The sequence below is a fragment of the Sphingobium sp. BYY-5 genome, from assembly GCF_022758885.1.
In the GTDB taxonomy this organism is placed as follows: Bacteria; Pseudomonadota; Alphaproteobacteria; order Sphingomonadales; family Sphingomonadaceae; genus Sphingobium.
The window spans coordinates 700,141-716,677 of record NZ_JALEBH010000001.1; the positions used below are offsets into that span (position 1 = coordinate 700,141).

Annotated in this window: 12 protein-coding genes and 1 pseudogene; 7 read left to right on the forward strand and 6 right to left on the reverse strand. The window is 64.1% G+C overall.

Translation table 11 applies throughout. The annotated features are described in order from the left end of the window. Nucleotides 1-394: 394 nt before the first annotated feature. Nucleotides 395-3,937 (forward strand): DNA polymerase III subunit alpha, encoded by a 3,543-nt coding sequence (dnaE, locus tag MOK15_RS03455; RefSeq protein ID WP_242930329.1) that lies wholly within the window; start codon nucleotides 395-397, stop codon nucleotides 3,935-3,937. Further along, nucleotides 3,937-4,248, forward strand: a complete 312-nt coding sequence (locus MOK15_RS03460; RefSeq protein ID WP_242930330.1) for a hypothetical protein — start codon at nucleotides 3,937-3,939, stop codon at nucleotides 4,246-4,248. The genes dnaE and MOK15_RS03460 overlap by 1 nt, the downstream gene beginning before the upstream one ends. A gap of 29 nt (nucleotides 4,249-4,277) precedes the next feature. On the opposite strand, the gene MOK15_RS03465 is transcribed toward MOK15_RS03460, so the two are convergent. Continuing rightward, the gene (locus tag MOK15_RS03465; protein ID WP_242930331.1) at nucleotides 4,278-5,345 is read right to left on the reverse strand and encodes a PA0069 family radical SAM protein; all 1,068 of its coding nucleotides are present in this window, start codon (nucleotides 5,343-5,345) and stop codon (nucleotides 4,278-4,280) included. A 95-nt stretch (nucleotides 5,346-5,440) separates the two neighbouring features. On the opposite strand from MOK15_RS03465, the gene rnr reads away from it, so the two are divergent. Beyond that, a complete protein-coding gene (rnr, locus tag MOK15_RS03470) occupies nucleotides 5,441-7,753 on the forward strand; it encodes a ribonuclease R (protein ID WP_242930332.1) in 2,313 nt (770 codons plus the stop codon). 83 nt (nucleotides 7,754-7,836) lie between these two features. Here rnr and MOK15_RS03475 read toward each other — a convergent pair whose 3' ends face one another. Next, nucleotides 7,837-8,292, reverse strand: a complete 456-nt coding sequence (locus tag MOK15_RS03475; protein WP_242930333.1) for a universal stress protein — start codon at nucleotides 8,290-8,292, stop codon at nucleotides 7,837-7,839. Between the two features lie 185 nt (nucleotides 8,293-8,477). Between MOK15_RS03475 and MOK15_RS03480 the strand changes: the two genes are divergently transcribed. The 4 genes and pseudogenes from MOK15_RS03480 to MOK15_RS21980 all read left to right on the forward strand — a co-directional run. Continuing rightward, on the forward strand, nucleotides 8,478-9,764 hold the full coding sequence (locus MOK15_RS03480) for a pyruvate dehydrogenase complex dihydrolipoamide acetyltransferase (protein ID WP_242930334.1): 1,287 nt from the start codon (nucleotides 8,478-8,480) through the stop codon (nucleotides 9,762-9,764). Next, the gene (locus tag MOK15_RS03485; RefSeq protein WP_242930335.1) at nucleotides 9,764-10,165 is read left to right on the forward strand and encodes an acyl-CoA thioesterase; all 402 of its coding nucleotides are present in this window, start codon (nucleotides 9,764-9,766) and stop codon (nucleotides 10,163-10,165) included. The genes MOK15_RS03480 and MOK15_RS03485 overlap by 1 nt, the downstream gene beginning before the upstream one ends. Before the next feature lie 17 nt (nucleotides 10,166-10,182). Then, nucleotides 10,183-11,598, forward strand: a complete 1,416-nt coding sequence (gene lpdA / locus MOK15_RS03490) for a dihydrolipoyl dehydrogenase (protein ID WP_242930336.1) — start codon at nucleotides 10,183-10,185, stop codon at nucleotides 11,596-11,598. 286 nt (nucleotides 11,599-11,884) lie between these two features. Continuing rightward, a pseudogene (locus MOK15_RS21980) lies at nucleotides 11,885-12,136 on the forward strand (phosphatase PAP2 family protein); the annotation flags it as partial. Between the two features lie 51 nt (nucleotides 12,137-12,187). Here MOK15_RS21980 and MOK15_RS03500 read toward each other — a convergent pair. From MOK15_RS03500 to MOK15_RS03515, 4 genes are all read right to left on the reverse strand, one after another. Then, nucleotides 12,188-13,675: a DUF2142 domain-containing protein gene (locus MOK15_RS03500; RefSeq protein ID WP_242930337.1), complete on the reverse strand. Its 1,488-nt coding sequence runs from the start codon at nucleotides 13,673-13,675 to the stop codon at nucleotides 12,188-12,190. Between the two features lie 194 nt (nucleotides 13,676-13,869). Then, nucleotides 13,870-14,811 (reverse strand): hemolysin family protein, encoded by a 942-nt coding sequence (locus tag MOK15_RS03505; RefSeq protein WP_242930338.1) that lies wholly within the window; start codon nucleotides 14,809-14,811, stop codon nucleotides 13,870-13,872. Between the two features lie 9 nt (nucleotides 14,812-14,820). Then, entirely contained in the window at nucleotides 14,821-15,333 is a 513-nt protein-coding gene (gene ybeY, locus MOK15_RS03510; RefSeq protein ID WP_242930339.1) for an rRNA maturation RNase YbeY, read from the reverse strand. A 98-nt stretch (nucleotides 15,334-15,431) separates the two neighbouring features. Continuing rightward, nucleotides 15,432-16,436 carry a PhoH family protein gene (locus MOK15_RS03515; RefSeq protein WP_242930340.1) on the reverse strand — a complete coding sequence of 335 codons (1,005 nt, stop codon included), beginning with the start codon at nucleotides 16,434-16,436 and terminating at the stop codon, nucleotides 15,432-15,434. Nucleotides 16,437-16,537 lie beyond the last annotated feature (101 nt).

The following is a 16,537-nucleotide window of genomic DNA, read 5'->3' on the forward strand; positions in this document are numbered from 1 at the left end:
GAGTTGTAATAGGGCGGATCGACATTCAGGTTAAAGCAGAAGCCTTGGCCTTATGTTCAACGTCATGCCGGACTTGATCCGGCATCCAGAGTCGCAGGTGCCGCCCTTTGTGGCCCTGGATGCCGGATCAAGCCTGTCCTGAGCCTGTCGAAGGGTCCGGCATGACGGCGTAGGAAGCCTCCTAAACCGGGAATGTCGATCTGGCCTAGAAGCTATCCCACTTCAAACCCCGTTTCGCGCTGACGAGTGGGTGAGATAATGTTCCCCGGCCCTTCGAGCGCCTGCTGCAAGCAGGCAGTCGAAGGGCCTGCCAATATATCGCGCATCGATATTACCCACAGCTTTCTTCCATGAGGGGTGGCGTCGAATCGGCGGGAGGGGGTAGATTGACCCGATGCCTCATGCCCCGTTCGTCCCGCTTCGCGTCTTTTCCTCCTTCACCATGCTCGAAGGCGCGATCGATCCCAAGAAGATCGCCAAGCAGGCCAAGGCGCTGGGCTTTCCCGCCGCCGCGATTACGGACCGGAACGGGCTGTACGGGTCGATGGCCTTTTCCGACGCCTGCAAGGGTGAAGGGGTGCAACCGGTCATCGGCGCGATGCTGGGCATATTGCGGCCGGGACGGCCGGCCAATGCGCCGCCGGTGCATGACTGGATCGCCCTCTATGCGCAGGATGCGAAGGGCTATGATAATCTCTGCGCGCTCGTGTCGATGGCGCATCTCGACCGGCCGGTCGAGGAAGTGCCGCATGTCACGATCGAAGTGCTGGCGGGGCGCACCGATGGCCTGATCGCGCTGACGGCGGGCGGGGAGGGCGCGTTGGCGCGCCTGTTCGCCGAAGACCAGCCGGATGCAGCGATCGCCTATGTCCAGCGTCTGGAGGCGTTGTTTCCGGGACGGCTCTATATAGAGATTTGCCGCCGGCTCGATCCGGTCGAGGGGAAGGCGGAACCGCAACTGCTCGACCTGGCCTATGCCCGCGACCTGCCGCTGGTGGCGACCAACCCCACCTGCTTTGCCGAACCGCATTTCCATGAGGCGCATGACGTGATGCTGTGCATCGCCGACAGCGCCTATGTCGAGACGCCTGACCGCCGCACCAGCTCTCCCGACGCCTGGATGAAGCCGGTGGGCGAGATGAAGCGGTTGTTCGAGGATCTGCCCGAAGCGCTGGCCAATACGCTGGTCGTCGCGCAGCGCTGCGCCGTCGCCGCGCCCAAGCGCAAGCCGATCCTGCCCAGCCTGGCCGGCGATATCGAGGGCGAGGCGCGGATGCTGCGCGAGCAGGCGAGCGCGGGTCTGGACGCGCGGCTGGCGAAGCTGGGCATCGTGTCGGACGAAGCGCGGCAACCCTATCTGGACCGGCTGAAATTCGAGACCGACATCATCATCCAGATGGGCTTTCCCGGTTACTTCCTGATCGTCGCCGACTTCATCAAATGGGCGAAGGATCATGATATTCCGGTGGGGCCGGGCCGTGGCTCCGGCGCGGGGTCGGTCGTCGCCTGGGCGCTGACCATCACCGACCTCGATCCGTTGCAACTGGGCCTGCTGTTCGAACGGTTTTTGAACCCGGAACGTGTGTCGATGCCCGACTTCGACATCGATTTCTGCGAAACGCGGCGCGGCGAGGTGATCCGTTACGTCCAGCAGAAATATGGCGCGGACCATGTGGCGCAGATCATCACCTTCGGTAAGCTCAAGGCGCGCGCGGTACTCAAGGATACCGGGCGCGTGCTCCAGATGAGCTATGGCCAGGTCGACCGGCTCGCCAAGCTGGTCCCGAACCATCCGACCGATCCCTGGACGCTGGAGCGCTCGCTGAACGGCGTGTCGGAGTTCCGGGCGGAATATGACAATGACGCGCAGGTCAAGCGGCTGATCGATTATGCGATGAAACTGGAGGGCTTTCCGCGCCACAGTTCCACCCATGCGGCGGGCGTGGTGATCGGCGACCGGCCGTTGCAGCAACTGGTGCCGCTCTATCGCGATCCGCGATCCGACATGCCGGTGACGCAGTTCGACATGAAATATGTCGAAGGCGCGGGGCTGGTGAAGTTCGACTTTCTCGGCCTCAAGACGCTGTCGGTGTTGCAAAAGGCGGTGCAACTGCTCAGCGCGCGTGGGGTCAAGATTGATCTCGACACGCTCGCCTGGGATGATCCGGCGGTCTACGACCTGCTCCAGCGCGGCGACACGGTGGGCGTGTTCCAGTTGGAATCGGAAGGGATGCGCAAGACGCTGGCCGCCGTGCGTCCGACCAATTTCGGCGACATCATCGCGCTGGTGTCACTCTACCGCCCCGGCCCGATGGACAATATCCCGATGTTTGGACGTCGCAAGAACGGGCAGGAAGATATTGAATATCCGCATATTCTCCTGAAACCGATCCTGGAAGAGACCTATGGTATCTTCGTCTATCAGGAACAGGTGATGCAGGCCGCGCAGATATTGGCGGGCTATTCGCTCGGCGACGCCGACCTGCTGCGCCGCGCCATGGGCAAGAAGGTGAAGGCCGAGATGGACGCGCAGCGGTCGCGCTTTGTCGATGGCTGCGCGGCGAGCGACATCAAGCCTGCGAAGGCGAACGAACTGTTCGATTTGATCGACAAGTTTGCGGGCTATGGCTTCAACAAGAGCCACGCGGCGGCCTATGCGCTGCTTGCCTATCAGACGGCATGGTTGAAGGCGCATTATCCGGCGGAATTCTATGCCGGGTCGATGGCGTTCGACATCCATCTGACCGACAAGCTGACCATTTTCGTGGACGATATGCGGCGCATGGGGCTGACCTGCCTGGCGCCCGATATCAACCGCAGCCAGGCCGATTTTTCGGTCGAGGCTGTGGCCTATGAGGGCGAGGATGCGCGGCTGGGCTTTGCCGTGCGCTATGCGCTGGGCGGGCTGAAAGGCGTGGGCGAGAAGGCGATGGAACAGCTTGTCGCCGAGCGGGAGGCGGCGGGGTCGTTCAAGAATCTCGATGATTTCGCCGACCGGATCGAACCGCGCCTGCTCAACCGGCGGCAGTTGGAAAGCCTGGCGGCGGCGGGCGCATTCGATGGCGTTCATGCCGACCGGGCGGGCGTCCACGCGGCGGCGGAAACCATATTGTCGGTCGCATCCAGCAATGCCGAAGCGCGCGAAAGCGGGCAGGGTGGCCTGTTCGGCGATGTCGAGACGCCCCATGCCGATGTTCGCGTGCCCCCGCATCAGGCCTGGACCGTGGCGGACCGCATGGCGCAGGAGAAGGAGGCATTCGGCTTCTATTTCTCCGCCCACCCGGTCGATCGCTACAGGCATCTGGCCGAAGCCCGCGGTGCGCGCAGCTATGGCGTCATCTGCCAGGCGCCGATGGGCACGCCCAACGCGGAAGGCCGCGTGATGACGATCATGGCAGCGATGGTGGAGGATGTGCGCTGGCGCGAAACCAAGCGTGGCGCGCGCTATGCCAACGCGACCTTCTCGGACCAGAGCGGCCAGTTTCAGGCTAGTTGTTTCGACGAGGGGGCCTGCAAGGCGATCGAGGAACTGGCGGCCGATGGCGATTGTGCGCTGTTGATCGTCGAACTGGACCGGCTGCCGGGTGAGGAAACGCCGCGTGTGACGGTGCGCGGGGTCGAGCCGTTCCGCCAGATCGCCAGCGCATCGCGGATGGAACTGACGGTGGACGTGGAAACGGCGCAGGCGGTGGCGGCGCTGGCCGAACTGCTCGCCGGGGCGAGCGGCGGGAGAAGCGAGGTCTTCCTGCGCGCGCGGGTGGGTCAGGACCAGGCAGCGCGGCTGTTCCTGGGCGACCAATATAGTCTGGGCGCGGACCAGGTGGACGCGATTGCGACGATAGCGGGGCTGTCGATCCACCGTTTCGAGCGGATGGACGTGAAGGCGGACGGGTATCGCACCCGGACGCGGCGGTCGGGTATGCGGCTGGTGGGGTGATGATGGAACGGCGAACAGGCTGGGCATATCGCTTGCGATCTCGCAAGGGTGTGGATGGTGATGGGGTGATCAGGCCTGTTTTCCGGTCGGACAATGACCTTTATCAATGGCGTTATGAATGGGGACTGATGACTGCCGCCACTGGCGGCATTCTGGCGGCGGTTACGCATTTCGATCTGGCTTTTCGGTTCTGGCCGGTAATTCTGCTGCCTGCAATTCTCCTATTCGGCTTGTCGCGGTGGCAGGCATGGCGCAATCGCCAGTTTGGCAAGCGCTTCAGTCACTATGAGAGTGATCAGATAAGTCGATGATTTGAAATAATTTTGAGTAATATGGTTCCTCAAAACAACCGCATCTGAGCGCCTTCGGGCGGTCGAAAAAGGTCTGTGCGCAGCACCAGCCTTTCGCCGCCTAGCCCCGCGCGCCGTCGCGCACGCACAAAGCGGGTGCGGATCAGGTCGGCCCAGACACCCTGTCCCTTCATCCGGCTGCCGAAATTCGGATCATTGTCGCGGCCGCCCCTTATGTCGCGGATCATGGCCATGACCTTGCCCGCGCGATCGGGATGATGTTCGGCCAGCCAGGCGCGGAAGAGCGGGGCGACCTCGTGCGGCAGGCGGACGAGGATATAGTTGACGTCGCGCGCGCCGGCGGCGGCCACGCGCGCGACCACGCTCTCTATCTCATGATCGTTGATGGCGGGGATGATGGGGGACATGTTCGCCGACACCGGAATGCCTGCCTCGGCCAGGCGCGCGATCGCCGCGATCCGCCGATCGGGATGCGGCGCGCGCGGCTCCAGGGTGCGGGCGATCCGGGGATCGAGCGACGTGACCGAGATCATCACCGCCACCAGATTGTCGCGCGCCAGGTCGGCCAGCAGGTCGATGTCGCGCAGGATGCGGTCGGACTTGGTGGTGATGAAGGTGGGGTGCCGGGTTTCGGCCAGCACCTCCAGCACCGACCGCGTGATCCGCCAGTCCTTTTCGATCGGCTGATAGGGATCGGTGTTGGTGCCCATCGCGATGGGGCTGACGACATGGCTCTTCTTCGCGAGTTCCGCGCGCAGCAGCACGGCCGCATCCGGCTTGGCGAAGAGCTTCGTTTCGAAGTCCAGCCCCGGCGACAGGTCGTGATAGGCGTGGCTGGGCCGGGCAAAGCAATAGATGCAACCATGCTCGCATCCGCGATAGGCGTTGATCGACTGGCTGAAAACTATGTCGGGGGAATTGTTGCGGGCGATGATGGTGCGGGGGTGCTCGACCGTCACCTCGGTCCGGAGCCGGTGCTTGGGTCCGTCAATCTCCTCCGCCGCGTCGAGCCAGTCGCCGTCGGCTTGTCGGTCTGGCAAGTTGAAGCGCTGGCTTTCGCGATTTTGCGTTGCGCCTCTTCCCTTTTCCACGGCCATGCGCAATATTAGAACATATAGGGAACATTGGCAAGGGCCGGTCTCTTTTGCGGGGGCTACTGGCGCGCGGCCCCCGGTCTTCCTATAGCTAGTCCATGGCATCCACCCAGAAACAGAAGACAGCCCGCGCCCCTGGCGCAAAAGTCCGGCCCGCCGGCTTCCCCACCCGCGATCAGGTGATAGCCTTCATCGCCGAGTCCGACACGCCCGCCGGCAAGCGGGAGATCGCCAAGGCGTTCGGCCTGAAAGGGCAGGAGAAGATCGCGCTCAAGGCGCTGCTCAAGGATATGGCGGATGAAGGGCTGATCGACATCGGTCCGGCCCGCGCCTTCCACAAGATGGGCGGCGTGCCCAAGGTGACGGTGCTGCGGATCGTAGATGTCGACGACACGACCCTGATCGCGACGCCCGAACGCTGGGAGGCGGAAGGCCAGCCCGCGCCGCGGCTGCGCGTGGTGGAGCGGGGAAAACGGGGCGCGCTGACGATTGGCGACCGCATCCTTGCCCGTACCGAAGAAGCCGGGCGCGGCTGGGTCGCGCATGTGATGAAAAAGCTCGCCAAGGCCAGCGAGGAATTGCTGGGCGTGGTCGAGGAGATGGCGGACGGCAAGCTGTGGCTGCGCCCCGTCGACAAGCGCATCCGCAAGGACACGCCGATCAGCGACGTTGGCACGGCCAAGCCCGGCGATCTGGTGCTGGCCGAGCCACATGGCCGCCCGCCGCGCATTTTCGCGCGCGTGACCGACATATTGGGCGATCCTTTCGCGCCGCGCAGCTTCAGCCTGATCGCGATCCACAAATACGGCATCCCCCATGTCTTCCCCGAACAGGCGGAGGAGGAAGCCGTGCAGGCGTCCGCCCTGCCGCTGCATGAGCAGAAGCGTGAGGATCTGCGCCATCTGCCGATTGTGGCGATCGATCCGGTGGACGCGCGCGATCATGATGACGCGGTCTGGGCCGCGCCCGACGAGGACGAAGCCAATCCGGGTGGGTATAAGGCGATCGTCGCCATCGCCGATGTCAGCTACTATGTCCGCCCCGGCAGCGCGCTCGACAAGGAGGCGCGCAAGCGCGGCAACAGCGTCTATTTCCCCGATCTGGTCGTGCCGATGCTGCCGCATCAATTGTCGTCCGACATGTGCTCGCTGCGTGCGGGGCAGGACCGGGCGGCGATGGCCTGCCACCTCACCATCAACGCGCAAGGCAAGGTCACGGCCTGGCGCTTCACGCGCGCGGTGATCCGCGTGGCGGCGGTGCTGGCCTATGAGAATGCGCAGGCGGCGATCGACGGTGAGCAGGAGAATGCCCTGCTGGAGCCGTCCCTCAAGCCGCTCTGGGCCTGTTGGGCGCTGCTGCAAAAGGCAAGGAAGGCGCGCGATCCGTTGGCGCTAGACCTGCCGGAACGGCGCGTGGTGCTGGACGAATATGGCAAGATCGTCAGCGTCGCGGTGCGCGAGCGGCTCGACGCCCATATGTTGATCGAGGATTATATGATCGCCGCCAATGTCGCGGCGGCCAAGGCGCTGGAACAGAAGAAGGCGCCGGTCATGTACCGCGTGCATGAGCCGCCCAGCCGCGAGAAGCTGGTGTCGCTCAAGGAATATCTGGCGACCTTCGACATCAGTTTCGCGCTGGGGCAGGTGGTGAAGCCCTCCACCTTCAACCAGTTGATCGCGAAGATCGGCGAGGCGGAGGAAAAGCCCCTGATCATGGAGCAGATATTGCGCAGCCAGACTCAGGCCTATTATGCGCCGCAGAATATGGGGCATTTCGGGCTGGCGTTGGGCAGTTATGCGCATTTCACCTCACCCATTCGCCGCTATGCCGACCTGTTGGTGCATCGCGCGCTTGTGGGCGCCTACGGCCTGGAACTGCCCGCGTCCAAGGGCGGGGCGATCCCCGACCGGTCGTCGCTGAGCCAGGATGATTATGAGAATATGGGCCGGGTCGGTGAGATGATCTCCGGCCATGAGCGGCGCGCGATGGAGGCGGAGCGCGAGACGGTGGACCGCTATGTCGCCGCCTATCTTGCCGCGCATGTCGGCGAGGTGGTGAAGGCGCGGATTACGGGCGTGCAGAATTTCGGTTTCTTCGCAACGGTCGAGGGGCTGGGCGGCGACGGGCTGGTGCCGGTGTCGACGCTGGGCGCGGAACGCTTCTTCTACGATGAGGCGGGCAAGGCGCTGGAGGGCGTGGAGAGCGGCGATCGCTATACGGTCGGGCAGCGGCTGGAATTGCGGCTGGCGGAGGCGGACCCGATCAACGGGGCCTTGCGCTTCGAGCTGCCCGATGCGCCCGCGCCGCGTGGTGGCCCGATGAAACGCGACCGCACCCGGCCGGGTATCAAGCGCGGGCGGCCTGCCAATATCCGGCATATGGGGGCGAAGCGGCGGAAGCATAAGCGGTAGGGTATCAATCGTCGTTGCGAGCGCAGCGAAGCAATCCAATGTCACGACGATGGATTGCTTCGCTGCGCTCGCAATGACGGAAATCAACTCAACCGGTCGATCGCATCCGCATCGAGGCCGCCGGGAATGATCATGATGGGGCAGGGGAGCTTGCCCGCATCGGCTCCGGCAAAGTGCGTGACCAGCTTGCCCGGATTGCCGCTGGCGGCTGCGCCCAGCACCAGGGCGGCGACGTCGTCCATTTCGTCCAGTGTCTTGCGCACCACGGCCACGGCATCGCCCTGACGCACGGTGATGCTGGGACGGATGCCGGATTCATCGGTCAGCGTGCCCGCCGCGCTCGTCACCAGCGCCTCGGCGCGTTGCAGCGCTTCATCCTCCATCGTCGCCTGTACGCCGCCCCACTGGACGAACTCGGCCGGCGGGATCAGCGCCAGGATGCGGACGGCGCCACCGGTCTTGGCGGCGCGGCGCGCGGCGAAGCGCAGTGCGGTTTCCGCCTCCGGCGATTCGTCCACGACAACCAGATATGTCCGCATTTCTTATCGCCCCCGCGTTGAACTTATGGCCTCGATGGTCGGGAAAATGCACCCAACGAACCAGTGAGGTGAAATGTGAGCCATAAACCTCCCTTCCGCAAGCGGTCGCTTGACCGATCCGGAGAATGGGTGGAAACGGGGCGCCAAATGGCGCGAGCCGATAATCAAGAAGAGGCCCCGAACGCATGAGCAAGACGATCCAGATGCCCGCTTTGTCCCCGACGATGGAGGAAGGGACGCTGGCCAAGTGGCTGGTCAAGGAGGGCGACACGGTGTCGTCGGGCGACCTGCTGGCGGAAATCGAGACCGACAAGGCCACGATGGAATTCGAGGCGGTGGATGAAGGCGTGGTCGCCAAGATCCTGGTCTCCGAAGGTTCCGAAGGCGTGAAGGTCGGCACTGTCATCGCCATCATCGCCGAAGAGGGCGAGGATGTCGCTGCTGCTGCCGCTGGCGGGGCCAAGGCAGAAGCCGCACCCAAGGCCGATCCGGTCCCTGCCAAGGCGGAAGCCGCTGCGCCGGCGCCGAAGGCCGATGCTGTTCCGGCCAAGGCTGCCGCCGCTGACGATCGCGTAAAGGCCAGCCCGCTGGCGCGCCGTCTGGCCGAAGCCAAGGGCGTCGACCTGTCGGCCGTGGCCGGCTCCGGTCCCAATGGCCGTATCGTGAAGGCGGATCTGGAAGGCGCCGCCCCCGCAGCCAAGGCTGCGGCGCCCGTCGCTGCCGCCCAGGCGCCTGCAGCCGCCGCCCCTGCGCCTGCCGCTGCCGCCGCGCAGGATTTCGGCATTCCGCACGAAGTCATCAAGCTCAGCGGTATGCGCAAGACGATCGCGCGCCGCCTGACCGAGTCCAAGCAGCAGGTGCCGCACATCTACCTGACGGTCGACGTCCAGCTCGACAAGCTGCTCAAGCTGCGTGGCGAACTCAATGCCGGGCTGTCCAGCCGCAACATCAAGCTGTCGGTCAACGACCTGCTCATCAAGGCGCTGGGCGTCGCGTTGATTCAGGTGCCTGAGTGCAACGTCCAGTTCGCCGGCGACCAGATGCTGAAATTCGCACGCGCCGATATCAGCGTCGCCGTGTCGATCCCCGGCGGCCTCATCACCCCGATCGTCACCGAAGCGGACAGCAAGGGCGTCGCCGCCATTTCGACCGCGATGAAGGATCTGGCCAGCCGCGCCAAGGACGGCAAGCTGAAGCCGGAGGAGTATCAGGGCGGCACCGCGTCGCTGTCCAACATGGGCATGTTCGGCATCAAGCAGTTCGAGGCTGTCATCAACCCGCCGCAGGGCATGATCCTGGCGATCGGCGCGGGCGACAAGCGTCCCTATGTCATTGATGACTCGCTCCAGATCGCGACCGTCATGTCGGCGACCGGCAGCTTCGACCATCGCGCGATCGACGGCGCCGACGGCGCGCGCCTGATGAAGGTCTTCAAGGAGCTGGTCGAAAACCCGATCGGCCTGCTCGCCTGATGGCGCATCCCGACGAGCAGCCGCCGGAAATCAGTCCGGCGGTGCGGGTCATCGCCATGCCCGCCGACACCAATCCCTATGGGGATATTTTCGGCGGCTGGCTGATGAGTCTGATGGATTCGGCGGCGGGTTCCGTCGCGGCCCGGCATAGCCATGGGCGCGCGGTGACGATTGCCGTCGAGGGCATGACTTTCCTGCGTCCCGTAGTCGTCGGCGATGAAGTGTCTGTGTTTGCGTCGCTGAAATCGGTTGGTCGGACATCGATGCATATCGCGGTCGAAGCCTGGCGGCGCACGCGCCATGACGACCGTTCCTATCGGGTGACGCAGGCGACCTTCACCTTCGTGGCGATCGGCGAAGATCGCCAGCCCCGTTCCGTACCGCCCCTGCAGGCGGAATAAGATAAGAGAGACTAAGCATGGCTGAGAATTACGATCTCATCGTTCTGGGCTCCGGCCCTGGCGGTTATGTCGCCGCGATCCGCGCGGCCCAACTGGGCCTGAAGACCGCCATCGTCGAGCGCGAGAATCTGGGCGGCATCTGCCTTAACTGGGGCTGCATCCCGACCAAGGCGCTGCTGCGGTCGGCCGAAATCTATCATTATATGCAGCACGCCAAGGATTATGGCCTGGTCGCCGAAAAGATCAGCGCCGATATCGAGGCTGTGGTGAAGCGTTCGCGCGGCGTCGCCAAGCAGCTTAATCAGGGCGTTACCCACCTGATGAAGAAGAACAAGATCACCGTCCATATGGGCGACGGCAAGCTGGTCGCGAAAGGCAAGCTGAGCGTCACCAAGGACGGCAAGGTCGAGGAACTGACCGCCAAGCACATCATCATCGCGACCGGCGCCCGCGCCCGCGACCTGCCGCAGCTCAAGGCCGACGGCAAGCGCGTCTGGACCTATCGCCATGCCATGACACCGCCGGAAATGCCGACCAAGCTGCTGGTCATCGGTTCGGGCGCGATCGGTATCGAATTCGCCAGCTTCTACAACGACATGGGCGCTGACGTGACTGTGGTCGAGATGATGGACCGGATCGTACCGGTCGAGGATGCGGACGTGTCCGCTTTCCTTGAAAAGGCCGTCAAGAAGCAGGGCATGACCGTGCTGACTAGCGCGAAGATCGAGAAGATCGCCGCGACCGACAAGGGCGTGACCGCGACGATCAAGGACAAGGACGGCAAGGATATCGCGGGCGAATATAGCCATGTGATCGTCGCCATCGGCATCGTCCCCAATGTCGAGAATATCGGCCTGGAAGATGTCGGCGTGGAGCCGGATCAACGCTATCATATCAAGACCGACCCCTATGGCCGCACCAATGTCGAGGGCATCTGGGCGATCGGCGACGTGACTGCGCCGCCATGGCTGGCGCACAAGGCGAGCCATGAGGGTGTCATCACCGTCGAGGCGATCGCGCAGGCGCTGGGCAACAAGGATGTCCATCCCCATGCCATGGACGTACGCAACATTCCGGGCTGCACCTATTGCCACCCGCAGATCGCGTCGGTCGGCCTGACCGAGGCGAAGGCCAAGGAAGCCGGTTACGAGGTGAAGGTCGGCATGTTTCCCTTCATCGGCAATGGCAAGGCGATCGCGCTGGGTGAGGCGGAAGGCTTCACCAAGACCGTGTTCGACGCCAAGACCGGCGAATTGCTGGGCGCGCACATGATCGGCGCGGAAGTGACCGAGATGATCCAGGGCTATACCATCGGCAAGACGCTGGAGACGACCGAGGCGGAATTGACGCAGACGATCTTCCCGCATCCGACCATTTCGGAATCGATGCACGAAAGCGTACTGGCCGCTTATGGACGCGCGCTTCATATCTGATCGCTGGACATGGCAGAAAGGCGCGGGGGCTTTGGCTCTCGCGCTTTTCTGTGTTCTGGGCATCGCGCTGGCGCAGCGGACGGGGTGGCTCGACGGGCTGAATGTCGGGTTGATGACGCGGGTGGGGCAGGCGCGGGAGAGCGCCGCTGGGCAGGCGATCACGCCGGTCATGCGGATCGCCTCGGTCCTTGGCGGGACGGCGGGGCGAATAGCATTTTTGGGGATCGCTCTCGCCTGGTTGCTATGGGCCGGCAGGCGTGGGGCGATGTTGTGGCTGACGCTCGCGATGGCGGGCGGCACTATCCTCAACCTCGCGCTGAAGCAGGTTTTTGCGGCGCCACGGCCGGACCTTCTGCCGCATCTCGATATCGTCCACAGCTACAGCTTCCCCAGCGGTCATGCGGCGGGGAACATGATGTTCTTCGGGCTTGTCGCGATGCTGGTCGCTTGGCGAGCAGGATATGTCCTTGCGGCCTTGATGATCGCGCTGATCGGGGTCAGCCGGGTCTGGCTGGGCGTGCATTGGCCGAGTGACGTGACCGCCGGATGGATCGAGGGGGTTGGCTGGCTCTTGCTATGCCGCGTCTGGCTACCAGCGCGGGGAGGGGAGCAGCAGGGCGCGGCCGATGCTCCGGTGCGGCGGCATCCCGTCGCTGGTGACGAAGCCATGGACCCAGAAACTGTCGAACAGGGTCGCGGCGGCGATCAGCAATAACGCGATAGCCGTGAGGGCGAAGAGGCGCGGCGCACCACGTAGTGGCCGATCCGGCGACAGCGCGAGCAGGATCAGGGGCAGCACTGGCAGGAAATAGCGGCCCTGTGTCCCCTGGATATAGTCGGCGCCGAGCGGCGTGCCGGTGAGATACATGGCGGTTTCGATCAGCAGCGCGACCCCGACTGCGACCGCCAGCCACCAGAGCCGCTGGCCGATGCCGAAGCGTGCGCCCGCGCCGCTCGCCACGCCCGCGCCCAGCATCAGAACGGCAAGCGGATAAGCGAGCAGCGGCAGCAGGATGGCATTCCAGCCGAAGCGGCCGACGATCTGGAGCGCATAGACCGGTGCTCGCTCGATCATGCTGCTGGCAAGAATACGGCCATAGGCGAGGGGATCGCGCAGGATGATGGCGAGCTGGTCGTGCAGCGATGCGGTCATCATTGTCGCGCCGGTCTTGCGCGACTGGATATGGTAAAGCGCCTGACTGCCGCCGGAATAGTGCATCCAGCCGATGAAAGCGATCGCGCCCAGGGCCATGGCGCCCAGCATCAGCCCCGGCCGCGGGTCATGGCGATGCTGCCGCCAGCGTAGTCCTGCAGCCATCAGCGGCAGATAGACGCCCTTGCACAGCGCCAGCAGCGGGCCGGCGACGAGCAAAGCAGTCGAGCGCGCGGGCGTCGCGCCCATGAAGCCGGTGCGCAGCGCCAGCGCGAGGCCGAGAAATCCAAGGCCGTTGATGACGGCGTCGGGGGACAAGGAACCGGTCTGATAGGCGAAGGTTGGCAGCAAGGCCGTGGCCAGCATGGCATTGCGGCCGAAGGGCAACAGGCGTAGCGCGGCGATCAGCAGCAGCAGGCCGGTCAGCGCATTGACCAGCCGCCCGACATAGAAGGCGTCGATCCACGGCAGGCTGAGTGCCTTGCCGAGCGACAGACCGGCCGCGCCCGGCGCATAGAGGCTGGGGGCGTAACTGGCGACATTGGGGAAGTCGGCGAAGGCGGTTCCGGGGCGGGAGTGATCGGCGGCGGCGCTGCGGGCCAGTTGCGCGCGGTCGAAGCGGCGGAGCGTGGCCGGAACGTCTGTCGGAAAATCGACCGCATGAATGTCCAGCGCGGCGCGGGGTAGTTCCGCGCCGATCGCGTCGCCGTGCCGTTCGGTCAGAAGCCGGCCCTGCATCAGCGAGAGCGCCTTCATATAATGCTGATTCTCATCCGGCGCCTGGAACGGCGGCGTCACGATCACGAAGAAGAAGGTGGCGATAGAAATAACGGCAAGCAACAGCTTTTCGGACGCACTCCACGGGGCGGCGAACAGCATGTCCGCGCCGCCATGTTGCTGTATCGATCGTCGTTCGTTTCGCATCGTCAGCGGCTGATCCCGGCTTACCTTATACCAGGATGTGTTGATGAGAACTCATATAGACCTGTTCTCCGGCGAAGGCCGGGGAACCACCAGCCGATTTTGGTGAGTCATTCTCTCTGCAACCTGCAATGACGATGTATCGCTAGTCAGGCTTAATATTTCGCGACAGTATCGAAAAATTGCCGGGCGAGCGCCTATGCTTCCACCTCTTCCCGCTTAACCGGGGGATGCAGGCGCAGGCGGGTGACGCGGCGGCCGTCGCTGGCGAGGATTTCGAGCTTCCAGCCGCTTTCCTCATGTTCGAGAATTTCGCCCGGATCCGGCACGCGGCCCGCGAGGACGAAGGCGAGGCCGCCCAGCGTGTCCACATCCTCCTCGACATCGCCCAGCTTCCGGTCGATCTCTTCGGCGACATCGTCCAGTTCGGCGCGGGCGTCGGCATCCCACAGGCCGCCGTCGAGCGGAACCAGCATCGCTTCGGGCGCGTCGTCATGTTCGTCTTCGACTTCGCCAACGATTTCCTCGACCAGATCCTCGAAGGTGAGCAGGCCTTCGGTGCCCGAATATTCGTCCAGCACGATGGCGAGATGGGTGCGCTTGGCGCGCATTTCGGCCAGCAGGTCGAGCGCCCCCATGCTTTCGGGGACATAGAGCGGCTGGCGGATCAGCGGTTCCAGCGTTTCCGGCACCGGCGACTTGCCCGCGAGGATCGCGAAGGCGTCGCGGATGTGGATCATGCCGACGATGGTATCGAGATTTTCGCGATAGACCGGGATGCGGCTATGCCCGGCCTCGGCAAACAGCGCCGCGAGGTCGGCGAAACTCGCCTTCTCCTCGATCGCCACGATATCGGCGCGGGGGAGCGCCACGTCGTCGACCGTATGTTCGGAAAAATGGAGCAGGTTGCGGACCATCTGGCGCTCTATCGCCGACAGGTCGCCCTTGGCTGGCGAACCGCCATTCTCGTCCTGCTCGTCTTCGTCATATTCGTCGAGCGCTTCCTCCAGTTCCTTGCGGAGGCTGGATTCCTCACCATCGCCGAACAGGAGCGACTTTATGCCGCTCCATAGGCCACCCTCGTTGCTACTGTCCGCTTCTTTCGAAGTGGCGCTGTCCTTCGGGCTGCCTTCAGCCATATCTTAGTCCTAATCCCCTGTTGTGCGATCCCCATAGGGATCGGCAAGGCCCATGCTGGCGAGCGCCGCAATCTCCAGCGCTTCCATCGTTTCGGCCTCATTGTCGTCCATATGGTCATATCCAAGCAAATGAAAAGTCCCGTGGACGATCAGATGCGTGGCGTGATCGGCGACCGATATGCCCTTTTCGGCGGCTTCCGCGGCACAGACGCCTTCCGCCAGCACGATGTCGCCCAGCAGCACCTCGCCATCGTCGGTGTTGGCGGTGGCCTGGAGCAGGTCGTCCTGGACCATGGGGAAGGACAGGACGTTGGTCGGCTTGTCCTTGTCGCGATAGGCGCGGTTGAGGCTGTGGACCTCTTCATCGTCGGTCAGCTTGACCGCGACTTCATAAAGGGTCTGGTCCGTGGCGAAGGCGGCATAGGGGCTGTGCGCGATGGCGGTGCTGACGGCGCGCTGGGCGAGAAATTCCCAGTCGATGTCCGGCCAGCCTTCTTCATGGAGGACGGCGACTTCAATCATTCAATCATTCCTTGTCCCGTTCGCACCGAGCGAAGCGAAGGCGCCTCGCTGCGCTCGGCATGGCACTTCGACTTCGCTCAGTGCGAACGGTGTGATTATCAAGCATCCGGCCCCTCATAGGCCTGGACGATGCGGCCGACGACCGGGTGGCGGACGACGTCGCCAATGCCGAAGGGCACCATGGCGATGCCCTCCACGCCGTCGAGCCGTGCCACGGCGTCAGCCAGGCCCGAAATGCCCGGCTGTGGCAAGTCGACCTGCTTGGGGTCGCCGCAGATGACCATGCGGCTGCCTTCGCCGAAGCGGGTCAGGAACATCTTCATCTGGGCGATGGTGGTGTTCTGCGCCTCGTCCAGCACGATGAAGGCGTTGGCCAGCGTTCGGCCACGCATGAAGGCCAGCGGTGCGATCTCGATCTCACCCGACGCGATGCGCCGCTCGACCTGTTCGGCCGGCAGCGTGTCGTGCAGCGCGTCGTAGATCGGGCGGAGATAGGGGTCGACCTTCTCCTTCATGTCGCCGGGCAGAAAGCCCAGCTTCTCGCCCGCTTCCACCGCCGGGCGGGACAGGATCAGGCGATCGACGCTGCCGGTGATGAGCTGGCTCACCGCCTGCGCGACCGCCAGATAGGTCTTGCCGGTGCCTGCCGGGCCAAGCGCGAAGATGATGTCGTTGCGGTTCAGCGCTTCCATATAGGTGACTTGCGTCGCAGAGCGCGGGACGATCGTCTTCTTGCGCGTGCGGATCATCACCTTGGGGGGTTCGGCCACGTCGGTGCGGATGATGCCGTCCAGCGTCGGTTCGGACGACATGGCGATGACGGCCTCGACCGCGCCGGAGTCGATTTCCTGCCCCGCCACGATACGGTTATAGAGGCCGGTCATGACGTCGCGGGCGCGGGCGGCGGCTTCGGCATCGCCCTCGATCTGCAGCTTATTGCCGCGCGCGGCGATATAGACGCCAAGGCGATTCTCGATCGCGACGAGATTCTGGTCATATTGGCCGAACAGCGCACCTAGCAGATGCGGCCGTTCGAAGGTGACTTCCAGACGCGCGCGTTCGGCGGTTTCGGTGCGATGATTTTGATTGGGTTTTTTCGACATTCAGCAGCCTCCCTTTCCCTTAGTCACACCCGCATGGGCGGGTATCCATCTCTTGCCGGTTGCGCCTGGTGGACAGGCCGGGAGATGGGTTCCCACCTGGG

Coding starts and splice junctions, on each gene's coding strand:
- dnaE (WP_242930329.1), top strand. CDS start 395: ATGCCTCATGCCCCGTTCGTCCCGCTTCGCGTCTTTTCCTCCTTCACC.
- MOK15_RS03460 (WP_242930330.1), top strand. CDS start 3,937: ATGATGGAACGGCGAACAGGCTGGGCATATCGCTTGCGATCTCGCAAG.
- MOK15_RS03465 (WP_242930331.1), bottom strand. CDS start 5,345: ATGGCCGTGGAAAAGGGAAGAGGCGCAACGCAAAATCGCGAAAGCCAG.
- rnr (WP_242930332.1), top strand. CDS start 5,441: ATGGCATCCACCCAGAAACAGAAGACAGCCCGCGCCCCTGGCGCAAAA.
- MOK15_RS03475 (WP_242930333.1), bottom strand. CDS start 8,292: ATGCGGACATATCTGGTTGTCGTGGACGAATCGCCGGAGGCGGAAACC.
- MOK15_RS03480 (WP_242930334.1), top strand. CDS start 8,478: ATGAGCAAGACGATCCAGATGCCCGCTTTGTCCCCGACGATGGAGGAA.
- MOK15_RS03485 (WP_242930335.1), top strand. CDS start 9,764: ATGGCGCATCCCGACGAGCAGCCGCCGGAAATCAGTCCGGCGGTGCGG.
- lpdA (WP_242930336.1), top strand. CDS start 10,183: ATGGCTGAGAATTACGATCTCATCGTTCTGGGCTCCGGCCCTGGCGGT.
- MOK15_RS03500 (WP_242930337.1), bottom strand. CDS start 13,675: ATGCGAAACGAACGACGATCGATACAGCAACATGGCGGCGCGGACATG.
- MOK15_RS03505 (WP_242930338.1), bottom strand. CDS start 14,811: ATGGCTGAAGGCAGCCCGAAGGACAGCGCCACTTCGAAAGAAGCGGAC.
- ybeY (WP_242930339.1), bottom strand. CDS start 15,333: ATGATTGAAGTCGCCGTCCTCCATGAAGAAGGCTGGCCGGACATCGAC.
- MOK15_RS03515 (WP_242930340.1), bottom strand. CDS start 16,436: ATGTCGAAAAAACCCAATCAAAATCATCGCACCGAAACCGCCGAACGC.